Origin of the sequence: Vibrio sp. Vb1337, assembly GCF_033338715.1 — a bacterium.
Classification (GTDB): Bacteria; Pseudomonadota; Gammaproteobacteria; order Enterobacterales; family Vibrionaceae; genus Vibrio; species Vibrio alginolyticus.
In genome coordinates, this window is sequence record NZ_JAWOTD010000017.1 from 21,143 (window position 1) to 44,260 (window position 23,118).

A 23,118-nucleotide genomic window follows, 5' to 3' on the forward strand; every position below is an offset into this window, starting at 1 on the left:
CCAGAGCCCGATCAGATATGCGCAAATTAGTTGTAGGAATAGCGATTGCTTCTTTAATGGGATGTTCAATGGGTCATCGGAATCCAGTGGAAGTTAAAGAAGCGCTCAATGAATCTATCAATCAAGCGAACAGCCGCACATTGGAAGAAATCCCTTCTTCTGTTGAGGCAGACTTGATGCCAAATTTAGACTCGAACGTTGCATCAGAGCAAGGCACCTCGAAGCGTTTTCGTATTCAAGCGAATGCGGTCGATGCAAGAAGCTTTTTCGCTTCGTTGGTGAAAGGCACAGAGTACAGCGTGGCGATTCACCCATCGGTACAAGGTAATATCACTGTCAACTTGTCTGATGTGACATTGGATGAAGTTCTGAATGTCGTACAGAATATGTATGGCTATGACGTGGTGAAGTCTGGCAAAGTTATTCAAATCTACCCAGCAGGTATGCGTACTGTGACCATTCCAGTCGATTACCTGCAGTTCAAGCGTTCTGGTCGCTCATTAACCAGCATTGTTACGGGCTCTGTAACCTCGGCTGGTACGTCTAATTCTGGTGGTAGCTCAGACAGTTCTGACTCGTCAGACTCTAACAATGGAAACAACAACGATAGCTCAACCACATCTACGGGTGGTACACGCATTGAAACCATCACTGAAAGTGATTTCTGGCCGATGCTGCAGCAAGCTGTTGCGAATCTAATTGGTTCAGGCAAAGGGCAAAGTGTGGTTGTAACGCCACAAGCGGGAGTTATTACGGTTCGAGCATTTCCAGATGATATTCGCGAAGTACGCGAGTTCTTAGGTGTATCGCAGGAGCGCATGCAGCGCCAGGTCATTCTTGAAGCTAAAATCCTAGAAGTGACGTTGAATGATGGCTACCAACAAGGCATCAACTGGTCAAACTTATCGGCATCAATTGGTAACTCGGGTAGTATTGTAGTCAACCGCCCTGCGTCGACATTACCACCATTGGATGCGATTGGCACGCTATTGGGCGGTCAAACTAACGTGACTATTTCGGATGGTAACTTCAATGCTGTATTGAGCTTCATGTCTACGCAAGGTGACTTGAACGTCCTTTCTAGCCCTCGTATTACCGCTGCCAACAACCAAAAATCTGTCATCAAAGTGGGTACCGATGAGTACTTTGTTACCGAGCTATCGAGCAATGCAGGCAACGGTGAAAACTCAAATGCGGTTCCTGAAGTGGAACTGACGCCATTCTTCTCGGGTATTTCCCTTGATGTGACTCCGCAAATTGATAACAAAGGCAATGTGTTCCTGCATGTTCACCCCGCAGTTATTGAAGTCACGGAAGAAGTGAAGCAATTGAACTTGGGCGGAGATTTCCAAAACATCCAACTGCCATTAGCGAAAAGCTCTATTCGTGAATCAGACTCGGTTATTCGTGCTAAAGATGGCGATGTTGTGGTTATCGGCGGGTTGATGAAACAGCAAAATCGTGAGCTTGTTTCTAAAGTCCCATTTTTGGGCGATGTACCAGCACTGGGGCATTTGTTCCGCAACGTGAATAACGTAACTGAGAAAACAGAATTGGTCATCTTGCTAAAACCGACCGTAGTTGGCGTGAACTCTTGGCAGAAAGAGCTAGAGCGCTCTCGTGATCTGCTGCAAGAGTGGTTCCCAGATGCGCAATAAGCGCTGGGAAAGGTTCTGTTTTTTAATAGGTTTGTGATTCGAGTATGTACTTGTCACACTTTGGATTCCGAGTTCAGCCTTTTTCGTTAACCCCAAATACCGAAATGTTCTTGGGGTTAGTCCCTCACTATGAGGCGATCCAAACCATCCTAGCTGCCGTGCAAATGGGAGAAGGGGTGATTAAGGTGACGGGAGAAGTCGGCACTGGAAAAACCATGGTATGCCGTAAGCTGATCGAGCAGATTGAATCTGAAGTTGAGCTTATTTACTTACCCAATCCAGTGTTGAATGGGGAACAGTTGCAGTTTGCTGTCGCCAGAGAGTTGGGTATCGAGAACGATGATCCGCTGCGTATCGTTTCCCTCATTCAAGAGCACTTGATTCAAGTACATGCCTTGGGAAAGAAAACCGTCTTGATCGTTGATGAAGCGCAAGCTCTTTCCCCACAAGCTTTAGAAACATTACGTCTATTTGGCAACTTAGAAACGGAACAAGATAAGCTCATTCAATTGGTGTTATTCGGACAACCTGAGTTGGATGAAAGATTGGCTAACCATGAGCTAAGGCAATTTCGTCAACGCATTACGTTTAGTTGCCAGTTACGTCCTCTCTCTATCGATGAAGGCGTGGCTTACATCAATAATCGTTTAGATAAAGCAGGCAATGGGGCGCACATTTTTTCTATTGAACAGAAAAAAGCGATTTGGCGTTCATCCATGGGGATTCCGCGCTTGATAAACCAAATTAGTCACAAGTCGTTGCTTGCTGCATTTAATGATCGTTGCACACTATTGAAAAATCATCACGTTTACGCCGCTATGCACGATACGTTTGATGCCCGTAAACCTAAGTTTAAAACACCCGTATTTTGGGGATGGAGTCAACCTTGAGTGCCATCAATAAAGCATTATCAGAACTTGCTGAAAAAACATCGCCGTCAGAGCTTACTCGTGCGGAGATTCCAAGTGTCTCACGCAGTAAACCTTGGCTTTGGCTTGTCGCCGGTTTTTCGTTAAGCCTTGCGGTTGGTAGCTGGGCGGTCTCTCGCGGTCCTGTCCCTTCAGGCGAGCTATCACAATTTCAAACCGAAGCTATGCCATTGTCGTCTGTGAATGTCTCACCAATTGTTTCATCGGAGCGCACTCACTCGCCAACGAGTAAAATGACGCCCGATACAACTCAAGTGGTTTACACTAAACCAGCCACACAGCCGGTCGCGCAACAGCCTCACATGCAAGAGACTGATAGGTTCACGCCAAAATCTGAGATAAATATCGCCTCTGATGATTCAGTTTTACTCGCGCAGTTAGCAACGATGCCGAGCGAGGAACAATACGATCACGTAACCCACACGACAGCAGAAAACAGTTCAATGAGTATTGAGCAGGTTGAGCTTACACATCGTCAGCTTTCCCTTAAGGCTGTTAGTCGAGCGGAAAAGGCACTCGATGCTAACGATATGCAAACAGCGTTATCGGCTTATGCCGAGGCGTTGCGTTATGAGCCAATGAATGCAGACACGCGTCAAAAGTTATCAGCGTTGTACTTTGGTAAAGGTGACACGCGTAAAGCATATGAGATTATTCAAGAAGGCATCAACCTAGATACGAACAACCAAGTACTCCGCTTGGCCTTGTCTAAGTTGTTAGTGAAAGCTAATCAACCTGAAGCGGCGCTGAGCCCGCTTGTTCATTTGCCTCCAGTACCAAGTCGAGATTACTTGGCGATGCGTGCGGCATTGGCACAAAAACACAAGCAAAATGACATTGCGCTTGAGAGCTATCAACTCCTAACTCAGCGTGAGCCGGAAAACGCGCGCTGGTGGTTAGGTTTGGCTATTCAACAAGAGCGCGCCCTGGCTTTTACTGCCGCGATGCACTCTTACAACCAAGCTCTGGGTAAAGTTGGCATTTCGAATCAATCGCAAGCATTTATCCGTGACCGTTTGAGCATCTTGAAAGAGTTGGAGAGCGCACAATGAAAATTCAGTTGAGAAAACGCTTGGGCGATCTTCTGGTTGAGGAAGGTATCGTCTCTGAAGAACAAATCCAGCAAGCACTAAACGCACAACGCAGTACCGGGCAGAAGCTAGGGGATGCGTTAATTGACCTTGGCTTTATTACCGAAAAGCAAATGTTGGACTTCTTGTCTCAGCAGCTTGGTTTGCCACTGATCGATCTTGGTCGTGCGCCTGTGGATGCCGAAGCCGTGCAGATTCTACCTGAGGTACACGCACGTCGCTTACGTGCGATGGTCGTTGCTCGAAATGGGGACACACTGCGCGTTGCTATGAGTGACCCTGCGGACTTGTTCATCCAAGAATCATTGATGAACTTGTTGGGCCAATACAACCTTGAGTTCATTGTTGCTTCAGAGCGTCAGCTTATTTCAAGCTTTGACCGTTATTACCGCCGTACTAAAGAGATAGCCTCCTTTGCTGAACAGCTGCATGAAGAGCATAAAGATGTACAAAGCTTTGATTACGGTATTGATGAAGCCGATAGTGAAGAGGTTACCGTTGTAAAGCTGGTTAATTCCATGTTTGAAGATGCGGTACAGGTTGGAGCTTCGGATATTCATATTGAGCCAGACGATCAAGTATTGCGTTTGCGCCAGCGTATTGATGGCGTATTGCATGAAACGCTCTTAAATGAAGTGAATATTGCATCGGCTTTGGTTCTTCGACTGAAGTTGATGGCACACCTAGATATTTCTGAAAAGCGCTTGCCGCAAGATGGCCGATTCAATATCAAAGTTCGTGGCCAGTCAATTGATATTCGTATGTCGACGTTACCAACGCAGTACGGAGAATCTGTAGTAATGCGTCTGCTTAACCAGTCTGCTGGTTTGCGTCCGTTAGAAGAGTCGGGCTTGCCGCCAGACTTACTTGCTCGCTTACGTCGACAGCTGGCGCGTCCGCACGGCATGATTTTGGTTACCGGGCCGACAGGTTCCGGTAAAACCACCACGCTTTACGGCGCATTGAGTGAGCTCAACGAACCTGGGAAAAAGATCATTACAGCAGAGGACCCGGTTGAATATCGTCTGCCTCGCATCACTCAGGTACAGGTTAACAGTAAGATCGATCTAACTTTCTCGCGTGTCCTTAGAACCTTTTTACGTCAAGACCCAGACATCATTCTTGTTGGTGAAATGCGTGATCAAGAGACGGTAGAAATTGGTCTGCGAGCTGCACTAACGGGTCACTTAGTATTGAGCACTCTTCACACCAACGATGCTGTCGACAGTGCGTTACGTATGATCGATATGGGTGCGCCGGGTTACTTGGTTGCTAGTGCAGTCAGAGCCGTGGTGGCGCAGCGTCTTGTGCGCCGAGTTTGCCCAGATTGTAAAACAGAAGACCACTTAGATGAGTCTCGCCAGCAGTGGTTAGCTGGGCGTTTCCCAAATCAAGTTAGCACCATTTTTTATAAAGGCGCAGGTTGCCAAAACTGTAACTTGACTGGTTATCGAGGCCGAATCGGTGTGTTTGAAATGCTCGAACTTGAGCAAGAGATGATGGATAAATTGCGAGCCAATGATGCGGTTGGCTTTGCGCAAGCCGCGCGCCGCTCAGAAAACTATAAGCCACTGCTTGCTTCTGCAATGGAACTGGCGCTACAAGGCACCGTCAGTTTGGATGAAGTGATGACCCTAGGTGAGGGTGATGCTTCTGGTAAGACTGATCCCATTTTCATATAGGTAAGTGAATGCCAACTTTTCGTTATCAAGGCCGCACGCTAGACGGCTCATCCACTAACGGCAAAATCGAAGCAGTGAACTCAGAAGCTGCGGCGGAAGCATTGATGAACAAAGGGGTCATCCCGCTCAATGTACGGTTAGAGAAAGAGTCGGCAAAAAGCCAAGTGAGCTTGTCTAAGCTGTTTGTGCCTGCTATTCCGTTGGAAGTAATTATTCTTTTCTCTCGTCAGTTGTTTAGTTTGACTAAAGCTGGCGTACCTTTGCTGCGCTCTATGCGTGGCTTGTTGCAAAATTGCGAAAACAAACAGCTCAAAGAGGCGCTAGAAGATGTCGTTTCTGAACTGAGTAATGGCCGAGGTTTGTCTTCTGCGATGCAGCAACACAGTAAAGTATTCAGCCCACTGTTCGTTTCTATGATCAACGTCGGTGAGAATACGGGTCGGCTTGACCAAGCGCTATTGCAACTGGCGAATTACTACGAACAGGAACTTGAGACTCGCAAACGCATTAAAGCGGCGATGCGTTATCCAACGTTTGTCATTATCTTTATCACCATCGCCATGTTTGTATTGAATATCTTGGTGATCCCTGAGTTTGCATCGATGTTCACGCGCTTTGGGGTTGAGCTACCATTGCCAACGCGTATTTTGATCGCGACTTCTAATTTCTTTGTTAATTATTGGGTGTTGCTGGTTGTGGCAATGATTGGTGCGTTTACGGTGTTCAGAGCCTGGGTGGCGACGGCTGATGGTCGGGAGAAGTTCGATAAGTTTCGGCTTCGGCTGCCAATTGTTGGCGATATCGTTAATCGTGCGCAGCTTTCTCGTTTTGCTAGAACCTTCTCGTTGATGCTGAAATCAGGGGTGCCACTTAACCAGTCTTTGGCTTTGGCCGGGGAAGCCTTAGGGAACCGTTTTTTAGAAAATCGAATTCTTGAGATGAAGTCCGCAATTGAAGCGGGTAGCACCATTTCAGTGACGGCCATCAACAGTAAAATATTCACCCCATTGGTGATTCAGATGATTGCAGTAGGTGAAGAAACTGGTCGTATTGATGAGTTGCTGCTGGAGGTGTCGGACTTTTACGATCGAGAAGTCGATTACGATCTAAAAACGCTGACCGCAAGAATAGAACCATTACTTTTGGTGATTGTCGCAGGCATGGTCATGGTGCTGGCATTGGGTATCTTCTTACCAATGTGGGGAATGCTCGACATCATCAAAGGCGGCTAATAGGTGGTTGAAAATCAAAGCCGAGCAACGCTTATTGTGTTTGGGGTTATTGCTACGATTATGGCGGTGGGTTTGGCGGTCAAATTACGTCCTGTGACCGAGCAAGCACAAGTAACTGGGGCTAAGTTGGCGAGAGTTTGGATGCAAGATAGTGTTCAGCGTTATCGTCAAGCTTGGCTAGTACAAGGCGAGCCAGAGCATATGCTGATGGATGGTTTTAACCTTACTATGACTGAGGACGGGTTAGTGTCTCCCTTTACTCAGCAAGGTGTATTAGATTGTGGTTATTGGCTAGCGGTGCATTACCCCCAACGTAAAATAATGACCAACAAGTTAATAGATATCAGTGGAGCCATCAAAACTGATCGTTATGTCTGTCACTACACTTATGAAAATGGTCAGTCGATTGTAGTTATCTTAACTGCTAATCAACTGAAAATAGAAGTCGAAATGTCGGCAGAGTGAATTTTTTGACACCTAATCACTATAATTGGTAATGAAAGTCGGTATAATGCAATCATTACCATAAGTAACAGGCTGTAATAGTGGGTAAACAATAATGTGTTTTTCTCATTGCAGCATGAACTGAATAATGGCGAATCGTCATTCTGCTCAAGCGGTAGATACAGTATCCACTTCACGGTCAGTTTTAGTGAACGTTGCTGCCCCAAACCGTTTTGACAATATCCAAAATGGTCGCGTGACCTAAACAAAACTTTGCAGTTGTACTGCATGCTTACATAGAGAGAGTAAACAATGAAAAGACAAGGTGGTTTCACCCTTATCGAATTGGTAGTGGTAATTGTAATCCTAGGTATTCTAGCGGTAACTGCAGCGCCACGTTTCCTTAACCTACAGGACGATGCTCGTGATTCAGCGCTTGATGGTCTAAAAGGCGCAATGGCTGGTGCGGCTGGTATTACTTATGGTAAGGCGGCGGTTAATGGACAAGAATCGACTGCTGACGGCGCAATTAGTGTTGGTTCATCGACACTTAATTTAGACTTCGGGTATCCAGAGCCTACAGCGACAGCATTAGCACTAGTTGTTGATGGTTTAACGACAGATGACTGGGAAGCTAAAAAAGTAACAGCAGCAGCAGGCGGCAACCCAGGCAAGATCACATATGGTTTTAAGAACTATGAAGATAAATGTGTAGAGTACACTGGCGCAAAAGACAAGGATACTCCAGCTGTTGTTAAGGTTATTGAAAACACAACGGCAAACAAGGAATGTGAGAAATAGTAACTATCTTCTCATGAAGGCCAGCTAGTCTGGCCTTTAACTCTATATTTTGATTGATCTCGGAATAGTTCATATGCGTAAATCATCAGGTCTTAGTGCAATAGAGTTTGTGGTTGTGCTGATTATCTTAGGTGTGATCGGTTATGTGGTATTACTAAGATTTATCAGCTTTGAACCAGAAACTTACGAGGCTAAGTGGGAGCAAACCAAGCAAACCGCTGAGCATGTTTCTGAAACGCTGAGCAATAAAGAAACTTACGATCGAATTGAAGAAGAGATTGGCCGTTCAAAAGAGTAAAGTAACTAGACATTGGTTATTTGTTCGTCTGTTCACACTTCGAATCGAAAAATTATAAACCTATCATTAATCTCATAATTTCATCGTATACTTATCTCGCTTGTTCTAAGCCTAAGGTTGGGTTATGAAAATTCGCAGCTCTGCATTAGGATTCACTTTAATGGAGTTAATCCTCGTGATTGTTCTCCTCTCTATCCTTTCACTTTTTGCAGCCAGCCGTTTTATGGGATCTGGCAGTTTTTCTGCATATGCATTACAAGAACGCGTGATTTCTGTGATTCGCCAAGTGCAGGTGAATCGTATGCAGTCGAATGCTACAAGTCCTGATAACAACTTTCGTTTACAAGTTTCTAGCTCATGTGTTGGTTCGGTTGCTGCCTGTGCACTAACAGGCAGTGCACGAGATGCTCGTAGTGACGTGGTTATCGATAAGTCCGCAAGGTTTTCCGTTATCAGCGGTGCCGCAAATACAATTAATTTTAACCTTCTCGGCAATCCTGTAAGTGGTGCTGTAAACATCTTAATTGAAGATAAGCATGGTCGAAGCCGCTGCCAAGTTGAAATAAATTCTCAAGGTTATGTTTCAAAAGGCACATGCTCATGAAGAAATCTAGTGGCATGACTTTGATAGAAATGATCATCGCGATTGTTTTAATGGGCATTGCGATGGTGGCGTTTACTTCTTTTCTTGTCCCTCAGATTCGAGATTCCGCCATCCCTCATTATCAAACCCGCGCTGCCGCATTAGGCCAAGGTTTCATGTCGCAGATATTGGCGCGAGGCTTCGATGAAAACAGCGACTTTGATGGTGGCACCGTTCGGTGTGGTGAGAATGGAGTGAGCTGCACTGACGTAAATAAATTAGGTGTGGATAAAAAACTAGACGGTTCCTTGGAAACAACGCCTAGTGATTTCAACGATGTAGATGACTATATCGGGTGTTGGAGCACATCTACAACAGCTTCTCAGTGTGATGGTGCCTCTAGAGGGAATATCAGTGATGTACTTGGTGCGGACAGTACTGAGCAGTACAAAAACTTTAGATTAGAAGTTAGTGTTGCCTATGATGATCTGACGGATAAAGCTCCCGATGAAATAACCGAATACAAAAAAGTAACATTAAGGATTTTTGCGGGGAACACGCAGCCCCTTACTTTAACAGCTATTAAGGGGAACTACTGATGAAAGATCGTGGTTTCACCTTAATGGAAATGATAGTTACGATTGTGGTCGGCAGCTTCATCATGTTGGGGATAGCTGGGTATGTCCAGTTAGGAATGAAAGGTTACGCTGATACTATCGATCGCCAACGAATACAAACACAGGCTCAGTTTGTTTTAGAAAAGATGACCCGAGAAATCCGCCATGCCGTGCCAAATAGTTTTCATGAGCCAGCTGGGACAAGCAATTGTTTGGAGTTTGTACCCATTGAATATTCTGGCTTTTATGTATTTACGGCGAACGATATTGAATTTTTAGTCGGTAATGATCCTGATCTTGAGTCTATTCCAGAGAAGAATCGGATGGTGATAAACCCTAGCCGCTATGAGGACCTTCAGTCGTCTTCCCAAAGTATTGATATTAGCGGTTTAACCAAAACGAAAGAGGCATTTGTCGTCAGTGGTGCTGCCAGTTCAATAGGTGCGACATCGGTTTCGGGTCGTCATTACATCTACCAACCCAGCACTGAAGTCCGTTATTGCTTCGATAACGGCCGAGTACTTCGTAATAATGTCATTGTCACGGATAGTATTGATGCCTCAGCGAGTTACATGCGTTATGTTGAGCCAACTCTACAACGTGGTGGACTAGTGCATATTAACTTAGAGTTTTTACAGGATGGGGAGCGTAGTGTGTATCAGCAAGACGTGCAGGTGCTCAATGTTCCGTAAACGAAATCAACAAGGTAATGTTCTCATCGTAGTGCTTTTTGTCATTATCGTGATGGGGTATTTAGCCGCCTCTCTTATGAGAATCAGTTGGTCAAATCAAAGTGGACTAACCCGGGAGTTCTTAGGCACAAAAGCCTGGTTTGTCGCTCAATCTGCCAACGAATGGGCATTGACGCAGTTGTACCCGCTTAACGATGATGATCCTGATATCGCAGATATTTGTTTGAATGAGGTCAGCGGTGCAACCCCTAATGTTACACAGAATACGGCATGTAGGATTAATAAGATGAGTTGTTTGAAGTTGGGGGTTCTGAATGAGGGAACCTCAGAGGCACAGTCTTTATTTAGAGTGCAAGCAACAGCCATTTGTGGTTCTGGGCTGTCTCAAGTACAGCGACAGCAAGAAGTTTGGGTTAGGGAGTAGAATAATGAAAAAACTATTTTTACTTTTAATATTACTTCCTTTTGGTGTTTTTTCGCACGCACAGGCAGTGACCTATGACCTATCAGAATCTGGGATCAATATTTGTGATGATATAGGCTCGGGTCAATTAGTCGGTAACGTTTATCGATGTATCACTGGTGGCATCACTTTAGAGAAAGGTGCTTCAGTAATCTATACCGGAGAGTCAAATGGAGCCCCTATCACGCTCGAAGCAGTGCGCGGTGACATTATTCTTGAAGGGAAGAACAATGTAGGTACCCAACAGCAGCGAATCAACTTGAAAACCTCAAGCTCTCCTTCCCGTTTGCAGAAGATGAAACGAGGTGGATTTAACAAAGGAAACAACACAAATTCAAGTGGTTATAGAAACATAGTAATTAATAATAAAAGTACGGTCTGGGGTGATATACATGCACATAATGATGTGATGCTAAGACATAGTATTATCCAAGGCAACATTACCTCTGATGGCGGTGACGTAATGACTGGTGATGATGAAACTAAGAGCTCTACTCATAACAAGATCTTTGGCAATGTAACGGCTTTACATGCAATTTACATTAAGCAAACATTAGTCTGTGGTACGCTCGAATCAAAAGGGCGCACGGTTACTGTTGAAAACTCAAAAAGCAATGGTCAGGGCAGTGGTAATGGTAATTCAAATGGGGTTTTTGCCTTGCACGATGCTATTAAGTCTCATGGACAGCCAATACTCAAACAGGCAGACATCTGCGGCTCGATTAACCCAACCCCAAGTTCTGATCCGCAGAGTGACATTTATTGTGGAGTGGATGAGCCTGATTGCTATTATGCCCCTGCTAAGTGCCCAGTTTCAGATGTTGAATCGATTTGTGGTTGGGAGCCGGAACCTGAGCCAGAGCCACTTCCCGATCCAAAACAATGTATTGATGTTGAGGCCTTTGATCAAGAATATGACCTTGAGCAAAAATGGGCAACTATGGGTTACTTTAGCGGGGATTATGATGGACAGGATGGTGCAGAGCCTAAACCATTTATTCACAAGAATCGGTTGAGAATAACCAACAATGTACAGGGCCAAGCTGCGGTTGGCGCATACAACTATATATTTCCATCAAGTAACAACATTGTTGAAGTTGAATTTGACCATTTTGCGTACGATGGTAACCGTAACAACACTGGTGCAGACGGGGTTGCGATTGTTTTTTCGGATGCAAGTGTTCTACCATCTACTGGTGCATTTGGTGGGCCGTTAGGGTATGGAGTGAAACCTGACGACGGCGGTATCGAAGGATTTGCTGGAGGGTGGATTGCTTTTGGTATTGATGAATATGGTAATTTCTCTAACGAAGGCAGCTATTATCAAGATAAAAATCCGCTTGATAGCAGTCCGGGACAGAATGACCATTCAATAACAATACGAGGCTCGGGTGAGAAAAAAGGCCCTGGCGAATATATTGATACGAGCAACCATCGTATAGGTACGTTCCCTGAAGGATGGTTCGGTGGATATCGCTTTATTAAAAAGAACAGTAAGGTTGGCAAGCTCGATGATGAGTCAAAGGACGAAATTCACCGTTATCGGATGACGATTGATTCACGGGCTATCGATGGTAGAGATGCCGGGGTTTATGTCTCTATCAAAAGAGCCAGCTACCAAGGTAACCTCAAAGTTGATGTTGATGATAGAGGGAAACTAAAAAGCGATAACCTAAATTGGGAGGACATTATTGATTCTTTCAATATCATGCAAGGTTTTGCTCAATCGACTGCTCCAAGTGAATTTCGAGTGTCTGTAGCGGGCTCTACTGGGTTAGTAAAAAATGTGCATGAAATTGATAACTTTCAAATATGTGCTGATGAGTTCCAACCACTAACAGAAGGTATACATCATTTTGAGTTTGATTATTCTGGAGTTGGCAGCACATGTCAGCCGTCTGATGTAATTCTACGAGCATGTATGGATAAAGACTGTGATACGCTTTATCCTGGTTCAATAACCGATGCCGAAGATTTGCAAGTGACCCTTTCTCCTAGTGCGGGTCATGAGGTTGCTAATTGGGTACAAAGTTCACCGATTAGCTTTAAGGGGTCAACTCACCTTCAGTTGCAAGGCGCAAAAGCGGGTTTCGTGACCATCGGCATTGCAAATACCCATGGTGTTCACCAGTTCGGTTTTGAGGATACACGTTGTCGAATTAATGGCGATGAGCTTTCGGCTGAAAAATGTAAGATTGAATTCCATGGTAATACGTTATCTATCGTTGCTGAAGATGTTATTGCTAACAAGGAGTCTTCAGATAGCAACTATTTTGAATTTTGTTCATCTAGTTCAGCAACAAACACTACTCGTGATATTAAGTTGAGCATGACGTATGACGTTGCTCCTAAAGAGCAACCAAGTGTTACGCTAAATTATAAAAAGAGCGACGGGAATAGTACGCCTGTTTGGAGCTCTGACCAAACTATTTCAGGCCCAGAGGATGACCCCGCCTATCTTAGAGATGTTTACTTTGATAATAATGGTCGAGCTAAGTTTAAGTTTACCTATCCTGAAGTAGGTAAAGTTTCGTTTAATGCATCTGTTGAAGGAATCGAAGACTCCAAAGGAGTTGGCACATTTGTAAGCTATCCACATCGCCTCCAAGCAACGGCAAGTGGGCGGTGCGGTAGTAAATCTGGGTGTGATAGAGGGTTTATCGCCGCTGGTGAGGAATTTACTATAAGCATCACTGCTTTGCAGTATAGTGAAGATGGTAAAGGTGGCATGCCAGCTAAAAATTACAAAGAAGAACAAATGGTTGTGTCAAATGAAGTAGTATATCCTGCTATAAGCGCCGGCGGGAAAAAAGCAGAACTTCTCACAGATACATATCAACATATCGCCTCTGATGATGCCAAAACGTCATTTTCTCAAACTGTGTCTGAGGTAGGTGCGTTCAAATTTTCAATAAGTGCTCCTGAAGGTAATGTTGAAAATACGTCTCTCTACCTTAGTAAGAGCTCATTCTTGATTCAACCAGCGACCATTACTCTCGGGCGTTTCTATCCGAAGTTCTACAAGTTGCGTGGGCAACATTGGGACTATGCAGGAAGTCAAAGCTTTAACTATATGAATCAAAACTTTGATTCTATGTGGTACGAAGTAGAGGTATTGGCTGGTGGGGATGCTCCAAAATCAGTAGAAAATTATAAATACTTCAACAAAGAACATGTAGCATCTTTTGAGTTGAGTGATTCGTTGAATCGGTTTAATGCTCAGGGTAATTTAACACCTTCTTGGGTAGACGCTTTGGGAAGCATTCAACGCTTCACACTGACTCCCCCATTAAGTGGTAAATGTAATGCGATAGAAGGCTTATGTTGGATGAAAAAGACTCCTGCCGCAGGTTACGAAGATGGACCTTTTAATCTTAATGGCAACACCATAAAAGCGACAGATATAAAGGTTGGCGTGGCAATAGATCCAGATCCTATATCGGTGTATGGTAATCCAGTTCTTTCTATTCAACCCGACATCCGCTTTGGTCGCGTTGATCTAGATGATGTAGGTGGTAATCAAGGTTCGACATTACATGTGCCACTTCGAGTTGAGTACTGGAATGGTAGCCGCTTTATTGCTAACTCTGATGACAGCCAGACAAAAGTTATGGGATTGATGGAAAAGGATTCCTTGAGTCACATTTGGCCGACAGATAACAGTGCAAAAGAGGTAACTCTAGGCGATGGCGGGACTGTTTCTTCAGGTTCTTCTCGCTCTATTACTGCAACTCAAGCTGAACCATATCGCCAGCAAACGCGCGTTTGGTTAGATCTTGATGATTCAAAAAATGGCTTACCTTGGCTCAAGTACAACTGGGACAATAAGAAAGCTGGTGAAGAAAACCCATCATCCGTAGTAACCTTCGGTATTCACCGTGGTAACGATCGCGTGATTTACCGTGGTGAGCCAGGGTTAACCGGACAGTAACAACTTAGGTTTTTGCCCTTAAGTTAGGAAACTGCAAGAAATTGAGGCTTTCTGCTCATGTTTGTGTACCAATACCTTGCTGTGACAGCGAGGCATTGGTACATTTAGAGCAATTTTTGTCTTCTATATTTTTGCAGGATGAGCGAAGAGTATGTTTAAGAAACTTCGTGGCATGTTTTCTAACGATCTATCTATCGATTTAGGTACAGCCAACACTCTAATTTACGTAAAAGGGCAAGGAATTGTCCTTGATGAACCTTCTGTAGTTGCTATTCGTCAAGATCGTGTAGGTTCTGCAAAAAGCGTTGCTGCAGTCGGTCACGCAGCAAAACAGATGCTTGGTCGTACACCTGGCAACATTTCCGCTATTCGCCCAATGAAAGACGGCGTAATCGCTGACTTCTACGTAACCGAAAAAATGCTTCAGCACTTTATCAAGCAAGTGCACGATAACAGCATCCTAAAGCCAAGCCCACGTGTTCTTGTTTGTGTTCCTTGTGGTTCTACCCAAGTTGAGCGTCGCGCAATTCGTGAATCAGCACTTGGTGCTGGTGCGCGTGAAGTTTACCTAATCGACGAGCCAATGGCGGCGGCAATTGGTGCTGGTTTACGCGTATCTGAGCCGACAGGTTCAATGGTGGTCGATATCGGTGGTGGTACAACTGAAGTTGCCGTTATCTCTCTAAACGGTGTGGTTTACTCATCGTCTGTACGTATCGGTGGTGACCGCTTTGATGAAGCTGTGATCAACTACGTACGTCGTAACTACGGCAGCTTGATTGGTGAAGCAACGGCTGAAAAGATCAAACACGAAATCGGTTCTGCTTACCCTGGTGATGAAGTTCAAGAGATTGAAGTTCGCGGTCGTAACCTTGCAGAGGGTGTGCCACGCAGCTTTAGCTTGAACTCAAACGAGATCCTAGAAGCGCTTCAAGAGCCGCTATCTGGCATCGTATCAGCAGTCATGGTTGCACTAGAACAGTGTCCACCAGAGCTTGCTTCAGACATTTCTGAAAACGGTATGGTACTAACCGGTGGTGGTGCACTACTTAAAGACCTAGACCGTCTACTAATGGAAGAAACTGGTATTCCTGTGGTTATCGCGGAAGATCCACTAACGTGTGTTGCGCGTGGTGGCGGTAAAGCACTAGAAATGATCGACATGCACGGTGGCGATCTGTTCTCTGAAGAATAAAGGTTTAGGTGAAGCTCATGTCGGGCTTCACCTTCATTTCTGCTCTCTCTGTAATTCAAACATGCTCCATACCTAAAAGTATTTAGTTAAGTATTTTTAGGTTGCCAAGTAAGGCTCAATAATCATGGAAGCAATCAGGTCAAAAACAAGATGAAACCGATTTTCGGCAGAGGTCCGTCTCTGCAATTACGTCTGTTTTTTGCTGTCATCGTGTCGGCGAGCTTAATGCTGGCCGATAGTCGTCTAGATACGTTTTCCAACGTTCGATACCTACTAAACAGTATGGTTGCACCGATTCAGTACGCAGCGAATTTACCTCGTAGTATGTTCGATGGCGTATTTGAACGTTTTAATTCTCATCAGGCATTGGTTGAAGGCAATCGCAGCTTAAAGCGAGAAGTGCTACGCCTGAAAAGCGAGCTTATCTTGCTCGACCAGTATAAAGAAGAAAACCAACGCTTACGTAAGTTGTTAGGATCTTCATTTGTCCGTGATGAAAAGAAAGTCGTGACAGAAGTAATGGCGGTTGATACTTCACCTTATCGTCATCAAGTGGTGATCGATAAAGGCCGTATTGATGGTGTTTACGTTGGTCAGCCTGTTATCAATGAGAAAGGCATCGTTGGTCAGGTCACGTTTGTCGCAGCGCACAACGCACGTGTTCTGCTGCTAACGGACGCGAAAAATGCAATTCCTGTCCAGGTGATCCGCAATGATATCCGAGTGATCGCATCGGGCAATGGTGAAATGGATGAAATCCAACTGGAGCACATTCCAACCAGCACAGATATTCAGGTTGGTGATTTATTGGTGACATCCGGTTTAGGTGGTATTTACCCTGAAGGATATCCAGTCGCGACGGTTACCAATGTGGATCATGATACGCGTCAAGAGTTCGCCTCAATCAAGGCTGAGCCGGTTGTGGAATTTGATCGCTTACGCTACCTACTGCTGATTTGGCCGAATGAAGACCGTCAACACAAAGTACTGCGGTCCAATGTAGGTGAAGGGTTAGAGCAAGAACAAGAGGTAACCGATGGCCAATAATGTATTGAGTAGCCGAATGGTGATTGGCGTCAGTTTCTTCGTTGCGCTGGTACTGCAAACCATTCCATGGCCAGGTGTGTTAGATGTGTTACGTCCGTCATGGTTGTTCCTTGTCACGTGTTATTGGGTGTTGGCACTACCGCACCGAGTGAACGTCGGAACTGCGCTAGTGTTGGGCTTATTGTGGGATATCTTGATCGGCTCAACGCTTGGAATTCGTGGCATGATGATGTCGATCGTTATCTACCTTGTGGCGCTGAATTTCCTGTTGATTCGCAACATGGCTTTGTGGCAACAGTCGATTTTAATTGCCTTTTTTACTGCGTTATTGGAAGTTTTGATATTCTGTGGGGAATATTTGAACCAGGACGTAGTATTTAATCCATTATCTCTGTGGACGGCGGCAATAAACTGTATACTTTGGCCATGGATGTTTTTATTAATGCGACGAGTTCGTCGTGCATGGCACGTAAGGTAAAGCGGTGAAGAAAAGCTTATCTCTCGTTCTCGCATCGGGTTCTCCGAGAAGAAAAGAGCTGCTTGCTCAACTGGGTTATGATTTTGAGATCGTATTGCCTGATGTTGAGGAAGCCAAACAGGCTCATGAGCAAGCACGAGATTACGTGTTGCGTCTTTCTTTGGAAAAAGCTCAGGCAGGCTTAGCGTTGGCTAAGCCTGATTCCGTTGTATTGGGCTCTGATACGGTCGTAGTATGCGATGACCGTGTGCTAGAAAAACCAAAAAGTTTTGAAGATTCAAAGCGTATGCTTACTGACTTATCGGGTCGTCGTCATCAAGTGATGACTGCGGTGAGCGTTGTATCATCGGAACAACAACATTCAGTGGTCGTTACCACTGACGTGTGGTTCAAACCACTGACTCACGAAGAAATCGAACAATATTGGCAGTCAGGAGAGCCATGCGATAAAGCTGGAAGTTATGGTATTCAGGGACTCGGAGGGCGATTTGTCACCCGAATCGAAGGCAGTTATCACGCTGTAGTAGGCTTACCTTTGTTCGAAACCGATCAGCTAATTCAAGAATTTTTATAATTGTTTTGAGGTGTGCACATGAGTGCAGAATTGCTGCTTAACGTGACCCCGAGTGAAACTCGTGTGGCCATGATTGAAGGTGGAGTACTACAAGAAATACATATCGAGCGCGAATCGCGTCGCGGTATTGTGGGCAATATATACAAAGGCAAAGTAAGCCGAGTGTTACCAGGTATGCAGGCGGCTTTCGTCGACATTGGTTTAGATAAAGCGGCATTTTTACATGCGTCAGATATTGTTCCTCATACCGAATGTGTGGCAGAAAACGAAAAACAGCAGTTTCAAGTCCGTGATATCTCTGAGCTGGTACGCCAGGGACAAGACATTGTTGTGCAAGTGGTCAAAGATCCGCTCGGCACAAAAGGTGCGCGTTTAACGACGGATATCACCTTACCTTCGCGTTATCTTGTTTTTATGCCGGGGGCCAGCCATGTCGGTGTTTCGCAGCGTATTGAAAGTGAAAAAGAGCGCGAGCGTTTGAAAAAGGTGGTGAACCATTACTGCGATGAGCACGGTGGTTTTATCATTCGTACCGCGGCAGAAGGCGCTGATGAAAAAGAGCTATCTCAAGATGCGGCATTTCTAAAGCGTTTGTGGCTAAAAGTCATGGAGCGTCGCTCAAAATACAAAACGCGTTCAACACTTTACGGTGAACTCGGCTTAGCTCAACGCATTCTGCGTGACTTTGTTGGCACAGAGCTCGATAAGATCATGGTCGACTCCCGCCTTGAATACGAGAACCTGAAAGAATTCACTTCTGAGTATGTACCGGAGTTAACAGATAAGCTTGAGCTTTACGAAGGTGACAAGCCAATCTTTGACATGTACGACACCGAAAACGAAATTCAGCGTTCTTTAGAGCGCAAGGTCGAGCTAAAATCGGGCGGCTATTTGATCATCGATCAAACCGAAGCCATGACCACCATCGACATCAACACGGGTGCATTTGTTGGTCGTCGTAATCTCGAAGAGACTATCTTCAATACCAATATAGAGGCAACGCAAGCTATTGCGCGTCAGCTACGTTTACGTAACCTCGGCGGTATCATCATTATTGATTTTATCGATATGGCATCCGAAGAGCATCGTCAGCGAGTACTTACCTCACTGGAAACGGCGCTGGCGAAAGACCGAGTAAAAACCAACATCAACGGCTTTACCCAGCTTGGCTTAGTTGAAATGACGCGCAAGCGCACACGAGAAAGTATTGAACATATCTTGTGTTCTGGCTGTCCTACTTGTGAAGGCCGTGGCAGCGTGAAAACGGTCGAAACCGTATGCTTTGAGATATTACGCGAGATTACTCGTGTGAACCGTGCTTACGACGCCGATAATTTTGTCGTGTACGCATCGCCGTTTGTTGCTGAAGCGCTATTGGGCGATGAGTCTCATGCGTTGGCAGAGCTCGAAGTATTTATTGGCAAGCAAGTGCGAGTTCAGGCTGAACCCCTGTACATTCAGGAACAGTTTGACGTCGTAATGATGTAATTTGGAACATTTGTGAATTCTGGTGTTAACCGTTTTGGGCGTTTTTGTGCGTGGAGTTTAGTTACTGTATTGGTGTTATTAGCCATATTAGTAACCACGCTTCGCGTCACACTGCCGCAACTTAACCATTTCCAAGATGAGATCAAAACCTGGGTCAAACAAGGCACAGGTTTTGACGTTTCTATTGCTAATGTCGCAGGGACGTGGCGCAATAATCATCCCTCAATTGCGTTACTGGGTTTAGAGGCAAATCTACCAAACGTACAAGATGCACGCTTCGCTGTTGAAGAAGTCCAAATTGAGTTCGACCTTATTCAATCTCTTTTTCAACTTAAACCTGTAGTTGCAGACCTTACCATTCATAACCTCGCTTTAGACATTCACACGGTAGACATTCTGCCGACTTCTCATCGTCAAGATCCGAAGCCTGAAGTGGATAAGAGCGAAGTGAAACTCATTGACCAACTCGACTCACTTCTTTTACGTCAGTTCGAAGACTTCACTATTAGCGATTCACGGATTTGGTATAAGTCTGTGTCAGGTGAAACTCGCCGTTTAGATATTGAGCAGCTTCGTTGGAGCAATCAAGGGAAACATCACGTAGCCGAAGGCACGGTTAGCATTGCCGATGTTCACCTGAACTCATTGTTAGTAAGCGCTAACTTTAAAGATCATGGCTCGTTGCGCGATGTATCTGGTGAGTTTTACGTGAGTGCTCAAGATGTCTCGGTCACACCTTGGCTGACCACTTACATGCAAGAAGAGTCAGGAGCTGAGTCGGGTAAAGTCAGCTTAAATACTTGGCTAACGCTCAAACATAGCCAACCGCATGATGCTTATGTTGAGTTGCTGCCTTCCGAGTTGGTGTGGAATGAAGATGGACATCATGAGTTGTTTATTGAGTCTGGAATTTTCAATCTTCGACCAGATAAACAAGGCTGGAAAGTAAATGGCCACTCACTTCAGATCAGAACCGATAATACTCCTTGGCCAGAGCTAGACGTCGCGTTTGATTGGCAACCAAACGGCTGGATGCTTAATCTCTCTCAACTCGACATTGAAGCACTCATTCCGCTCATTAAGCTGGCTCCAGAGTCAGAGTCGACCAGTGACCTTATTAACAAACTAGCACCGAAAGGTCGGGTCGAAGATGTCCGATTGTCAATGAACGGTGGTTTAGACACCTTACGCTACTCGGCTGAACTGGATGAACTCGCGATGACACAATGGGAGCTCCTACCCGGGTTTCATCACGTACAGGGCAGCGTATCGGGGGATGTGAATCAAGCTAAAGCAAAAGTCACCGTCATTGATGATGTCTTTCCGTACGGCGATGTATTCCAATCTCCGCTGAATATCAAACAAGGTGAAGTCGATATTATCTGGCAGCAAGATGATGCGGGCTGGCGTTTGTGGTCGGATAAAGTGACGGCAGCAACGCCTGATCTTCAAGTTTTGGGGGCATTTCGTCTTGATTTTCCAAAAGAACAAAGCCCATTTTTATCGTTCTATGCCGAAGCGGATCTCTACAACGCGGGTGAAACATGGCGCTATCTACCGACTCTGGCACTTGGACAAGACTTGACCGACTATCTTTCGACCGCGATTCAGGGCGGAAAAGTGAATACAGCGAAATTGTTGTGGTATGGCGAGTTAGGTGATTTTCCTTACAAAGAACATAATGGCATGTTCCAAGCTTGGGTTGGATTAAAAGACGCGAAATTTAGCTTTGATACGGCATGGCCAACCATCACGGATTTGCAGCTAGACTTGCTGTTTGAAAATGATGCCATGTATTTGGATTCAAAATCAGCCACACTAAATGGCGTTCATGCCAAGCGTATCACTGGGCGAATCCCTGAGTTGGCAGAAGGTGGACACATCGAGATTGAAGCGAAAGCAAGCGCGCCGGGTAATGAAGTCCGTGACTACATGATGGCGACGCCATTAGTGGATTCAGTCGGTGCCGCATTGACAGCGCTGCAAGTGAGTGGTCCCGTTTACTCTGAGTTTCAACTCAATATACCGTTTGATTTTGAGAAAGAGTCTCGCGCTTGGGGTTATGCAGATTTAACAGAAAATCGTGTTGATATTGAAGCGCCGCCAATGACGCTTGAAAACGCCACAGGGCGTATCACCTTCGACAATGATGTGGTTACCACATCGGGTTTGTCGGCCGAATTATTACAACAGCCTATCTCTCTTGATTTCCATGGAGAGAGTGCGGAGCAAGGCTACAACGTGACAATTAATACACTAGGAGATTGGGATGTCGAGCCTCTCAAACCCTATGTCGGTGAGCGTTGGTTAAACCTTGTTTCTGGCCATGCGCCGTGGCAAATGGACATTGACTTGCAACTCAATGATGTTGGTTTCACTTATCAGCTTGAAGTGCTGGCGCAGCTAAATCGTCTGGCTAGTCAATATCCTTATCCTTTAGCGAAACAAATTGGCGAGTCTGGGCAAGCGAAACTGCAAGCATCCGGCAACCAAGAGAGTATTTCAGCAAGACTACAGATCCCAAATGTGAAGTATCAAACTGAGATAGATATCGCTGGCGATGTCCCGGTTCTGACTGCGACTCATTTAATGGTTGGCAAAGGTGGCTTCCGGATTAGTCCTATTGTCGGGCACGATGCTTCGGTGCGTGTCGAAGAACTGAATTTAGACCAATGGGCTGAGCTTGCGCAGGTCTCTGAGAGCAAGCCTTCATCGTCTGTTTTGGCAAGCATGAAAACGCCGACCATTCCATTGCCGACACGCATTGAAGTTGAAACGCCAAACTTACAGCTCGGTGGGATTGAGTTTCATGATGTGGATTTTTCAGCAAGCAAGAAAAATTTGAGTTGGCAACTCGATGTGGACAGTCAAGAGGTTAAAGGGAAAGCTAACTATCTGAAACCCTATGATCTATCGGTCTCTCTAGAGCACTTGCATCTGTACATCCCAGGGTTTGAAGAGATGACCAAAGAGCGCAGTTCAATCTTTGCGAGTGAAGATCAAAACGCACCTTTGATTACCAATTTTGACCGCAAGTTTCACGCAGAGATGCCAAACTTAACTTTGAACATCGATGATTTTTGGCTGCAAGGTTACAAAGTGGGCAAAGTTAATGTTGATTTGCAGCGTCGCGAGAACCGCTTGGAGTGGAAAAATATCACCTTTAGTAGCGGCAAAAACCGCATTGATATGAGTGGTTGGTGGGACCTGACGAAAGAGAGTAGTCATTCCAACTTAACCATGAAAATGAAAGGTGATAACAACACCGATCTTATGGAGCGCTTTGGTATTACATCAGGCATTCAACAAGCACCATTTGAGATCAATGCCAATATGGAATGGGACGGCGCACCTTGGTCAATGAAGACACAAACCTTGCAAGGAAACGTCTCAACGGAATTTGGTAAAGGCGTGATCAGTGAAGTTAGTGGTGCGGCACGCTTGTTAGGCTTGTTTAGCTTGGATTCTATCATCCGTAAGATGCAGCTCGACTTTACCGACGTATTCGATAAAGGCATGGCATTCAACTCGATCACGGGAACGGGCAAAATCCAAGACGGTGTGTTTATCACCAATGATATCGTAATGGATGCGTTAGCAGGGGAAATGCAAATCCGCGGCATCGCTAATATGAACAGCAGAATGGTTGATGCGGAAGTGAAATTCACACCAGACATCACATCAGGCCTACCAATGCTGACCGCGTTTGCCGTTGCGCCTCAAACTGCTTTGTATGTCTTGGCCATCTCTACGGTGATATCTCCGGTGGTTGAGGTCTTCACTCAAGTCAATTATGAAGTGAAAGGCCCACTAGATTCACCAACGGTGAAAGAAATTTCGCGAAGTAAAGGTGAATACAAGCTGCCAGAAAAACTGCGTGAACAGGCCAAATAACTCACCGAATATAATGGAATA

Annotated in this window: 19 protein-coding genes; all 19 read left to right on the plus strand. The window is 45.2% G+C overall.

Annotated features, from left to right (window positions below):
• Positions 1-17 precede the first annotated feature (17 nt).
• The 19 genes from mshL (at position 18) to R7E42_RS17660 (ending at position 23,097) form a co-directional block, all read left to right on the plus strand.
• Positions 18-1,658, plus strand: coding sequence for a pilus (MSHA type) biogenesis protein MshL (gene mshL / locus R7E42_RS17570; RefSeq protein ID WP_115386322.1), 1,641 nt, complete (start codon positions 18-20; stop codon positions 1,656-1,658).
• A 44-nt stretch (positions 1,659-1,702) separates the two neighbouring features.
• Positions 1,703-2,548, plus strand: a complete 846-nt coding sequence (locus R7E42_RS17575; RefSeq protein ID WP_005381192.1) for an ExeA family protein — start codon at positions 1,703-1,705, stop codon at positions 2,546-2,548.
• Complete coding sequence (locus R7E42_RS17580) at positions 2,533-3,639, plus strand: tetratricopeptide repeat protein (RefSeq protein ID WP_411978977.1); 1,107 nt, start codon at positions 2,533-2,535, stop codon at positions 3,637-3,639. The genes R7E42_RS17575 and R7E42_RS17580 overlap by 16 nt, the downstream gene beginning before the upstream one ends.
• Positions 3,636-5,360: a GspE/PulE family protein gene (locus R7E42_RS17585; protein ID WP_005381188.1), complete on the plus strand. Its 1,725-nt coding sequence runs from the start codon at positions 3,636-3,638 to the stop codon at positions 5,358-5,360. Before R7E42_RS17580 ends, R7E42_RS17585 begins: the two co-directional genes overlap by 4 nt.
• Before the next feature lie 8 nt (positions 5,361-5,368).
• Positions 5,369-6,592 carry a type II secretion system F family protein gene (locus tag R7E42_RS17590; protein ID WP_005381186.1) on the plus strand — a complete coding sequence of 408 codons (1,224 nt, stop codon included), beginning with the start codon at positions 5,369-5,371 and terminating at the stop codon, positions 6,590-6,592.
• A 3-nt stretch (positions 6,593-6,595) separates the two neighbouring features.
• Entirely contained in the window at positions 6,596-7,057 is a 462-nt protein-coding gene (locus R7E42_RS17595; RefSeq protein ID WP_318072884.1) for an MSHA biogenesis protein MshF, read from the plus strand.
• Positions 7,058-7,348: 291 nt separating this feature from the next.
• Positions 7,349-7,837 carry a type II secretion system protein gene (locus R7E42_RS17600; RefSeq protein WP_017817383.1) on the plus strand — a complete coding sequence of 163 codons (489 nt, stop codon included), beginning with the start codon at positions 7,349-7,351 and terminating at the stop codon, positions 7,835-7,837.
• Positions 7,838-7,910: 73 nt separating this feature from the next.
• Positions 7,911-8,135, plus strand: coding sequence for an MSHA biogenesis protein MshA (locus R7E42_RS17605; protein WP_318072885.1), 225 nt, complete (start codon positions 7,911-7,913; stop codon positions 8,133-8,135).
• A gap of 124 nt (positions 8,136-8,259) precedes the next feature.
• Positions 8,260-8,739, plus strand: a complete 480-nt coding sequence (locus R7E42_RS17610) for a type II secretion system protein (RefSeq protein ID WP_213904081.1) — start codon at positions 8,260-8,262, stop codon at positions 8,737-8,739.
• On the plus strand, positions 8,736-9,317 hold the full coding sequence (locus R7E42_RS17615; RefSeq protein ID WP_158159795.1) for a type II secretion system protein: 582 nt from the start codon (positions 8,736-8,738) through the stop codon (positions 9,315-9,317). Before R7E42_RS17610 ends, R7E42_RS17615 begins: the two co-directional genes overlap by 4 nt.
• Positions 9,317-10,027 carry a PilW family protein gene (locus R7E42_RS17620; protein ID WP_213904083.1) on the plus strand — a complete coding sequence of 237 codons (711 nt, stop codon included), beginning with the start codon at positions 9,317-9,319 and terminating at the stop codon, positions 10,025-10,027. The genes R7E42_RS17615 and R7E42_RS17620 overlap by 1 nt, the downstream gene beginning before the upstream one ends.
• Complete coding sequence (locus R7E42_RS17625) at positions 10,017-10,451, plus strand: MSHA biogenesis protein MshP (RefSeq protein WP_065274898.1); 435 nt, start codon at positions 10,017-10,019, stop codon at positions 10,449-10,451. Before R7E42_RS17620 ends, R7E42_RS17625 begins: the two co-directional genes overlap by 11 nt.
• Positions 10,452-10,455: 4 nt before the next feature.
• Complete coding sequence (locus R7E42_RS17630; RefSeq protein ID WP_318072886.1) at positions 10,456-14,421, plus strand: DUF6701 domain-containing protein; 3,966 nt, start codon at positions 10,456-10,458, stop codon at positions 14,419-14,421.
• Positions 14,422-14,572: 151 nt separating this feature from the next.
• Complete coding sequence (locus tag R7E42_RS17635; protein ID WP_005381144.1) at positions 14,573-15,616, plus strand: rod shape-determining protein; 1,044 nt, start codon at positions 14,573-14,575, stop codon at positions 15,614-15,616.
• Positions 15,617-15,766: 150 nt separating this feature from the next.
• Positions 15,767-16,663, plus strand: coding sequence for a rod shape-determining protein MreC (gene mreC / locus R7E42_RS17640; RefSeq protein ID WP_318072887.1), 897 nt, complete (start codon positions 15,767-15,769; stop codon positions 16,661-16,663).
• On the plus strand, positions 16,653-17,141 hold the full coding sequence (gene mreD, locus R7E42_RS17645; RefSeq protein ID WP_005381141.1) for a rod shape-determining protein MreD: 489 nt from the start codon (positions 16,653-16,655) through the stop codon (positions 17,139-17,141). Before mreC ends, mreD begins: the two co-directional genes overlap by 11 nt.
• Positions 17,142-17,145: 4 nt before the next feature.
• Positions 17,146-17,715 carry a Maf family protein gene (locus R7E42_RS17650; RefSeq protein ID WP_017821310.1) on the plus strand — a complete coding sequence of 190 codons (570 nt, stop codon included), beginning with the start codon at positions 17,146-17,148 and terminating at the stop codon, positions 17,713-17,715.
• A gap of 18 nt (positions 17,716-17,733) precedes the next feature.
• Positions 17,734-19,203: a ribonuclease G gene (rng, locus tag R7E42_RS17655; protein ID WP_005381138.1), complete on the plus strand. Its 1,470-nt coding sequence runs from the start codon at positions 17,734-17,736 to the stop codon at positions 19,201-19,203.
• A 12-nt stretch (positions 19,204-19,215) separates the two neighbouring features.
• Complete coding sequence (locus R7E42_RS17660) at positions 19,216-23,097, plus strand: YhdP family protein (protein ID WP_318072888.1); 3,882 nt, start codon at positions 19,216-19,218, stop codon at positions 23,095-23,097.
• The last annotated feature ends 21 nt before the right edge of the window (positions 23,098-23,118 follow it).

Bases quoted from the DNA above. Each gene is read 5' to 3' on its own strand.
- mshL (WP_115386322.1), top strand. From the start codon at position 18: ATGCGCAAATTAGTTGTAGGAATAGCGATTGCTTCTTTAATGGGATGT.
- R7E42_RS17575 (WP_005381192.1), top strand. From the start codon at position 1,703: ATGTACTTGTCACACTTTGGATTCCGAGTTCAGCCTTTTTCGTTAACC.
- R7E42_RS17580 (WP_411978977.1), top strand. From the start codon at position 2,533: ATGGAGTCAACCTTGAGTGCCATCAATAAAGCATTATCAGAACTTGCT.
- R7E42_RS17585 (WP_005381188.1), top strand. From the start codon at position 3,636: ATGAAAATTCAGTTGAGAAAACGCTTGGGCGATCTTCTGGTTGAGGAA.
- R7E42_RS17590 (WP_005381186.1), top strand. From the start codon at position 5,369: ATGCCAACTTTTCGTTATCAAGGCCGCACGCTAGACGGCTCATCCACT.
- R7E42_RS17600 (WP_017817383.1), top strand. From the start codon at position 7,349: ATGAAAAGACAAGGTGGTTTCACCCTTATCGAATTGGTAGTGGTAATT.
- R7E42_RS17605 (WP_318072885.1), top strand. From the start codon at position 7,911: ATGCGTAAATCATCAGGTCTTAGTGCAATAGAGTTTGTGGTTGTGCTG.
- R7E42_RS17610 (WP_213904081.1), top strand. From the start codon at position 8,260: ATGAAAATTCGCAGCTCTGCATTAGGATTCACTTTAATGGAGTTAATC.
- R7E42_RS17615 (WP_158159795.1), top strand. From the start codon at position 8,736: ATGAAGAAATCTAGTGGCATGACTTTGATAGAAATGATCATCGCGATT.
- R7E42_RS17620 (WP_213904083.1), top strand. From the start codon at position 9,317: ATGAAAGATCGTGGTTTCACCTTAATGGAAATGATAGTTACGATTGTG.
- R7E42_RS17625 (WP_065274898.1), top strand. From the start codon at position 10,017: ATGTTCCGTAAACGAAATCAACAAGGTAATGTTCTCATCGTAGTGCTT.
- R7E42_RS17630 (WP_318072886.1), top strand. From the start codon at position 10,456: ATGAAAAAACTATTTTTACTTTTAATATTACTTCCTTTTGGTGTTTTT.
- R7E42_RS17635 (WP_005381144.1), top strand. From the start codon at position 14,573: ATGTTTAAGAAACTTCGTGGCATGTTTTCTAACGATCTATCTATCGAT.
- mreC (WP_318072887.1), top strand. From the start codon at position 15,767: ATGAAACCGATTTTCGGCAGAGGTCCGTCTCTGCAATTACGTCTGTTT.
- mreD (WP_005381141.1), top strand. From the start codon at position 16,653: ATGGCCAATAATGTATTGAGTAGCCGAATGGTGATTGGCGTCAGTTTC.
- rng (WP_005381138.1), top strand. From the start codon at position 17,734: ATGAGTGCAGAATTGCTGCTTAACGTGACCCCGAGTGAAACTCGTGTG.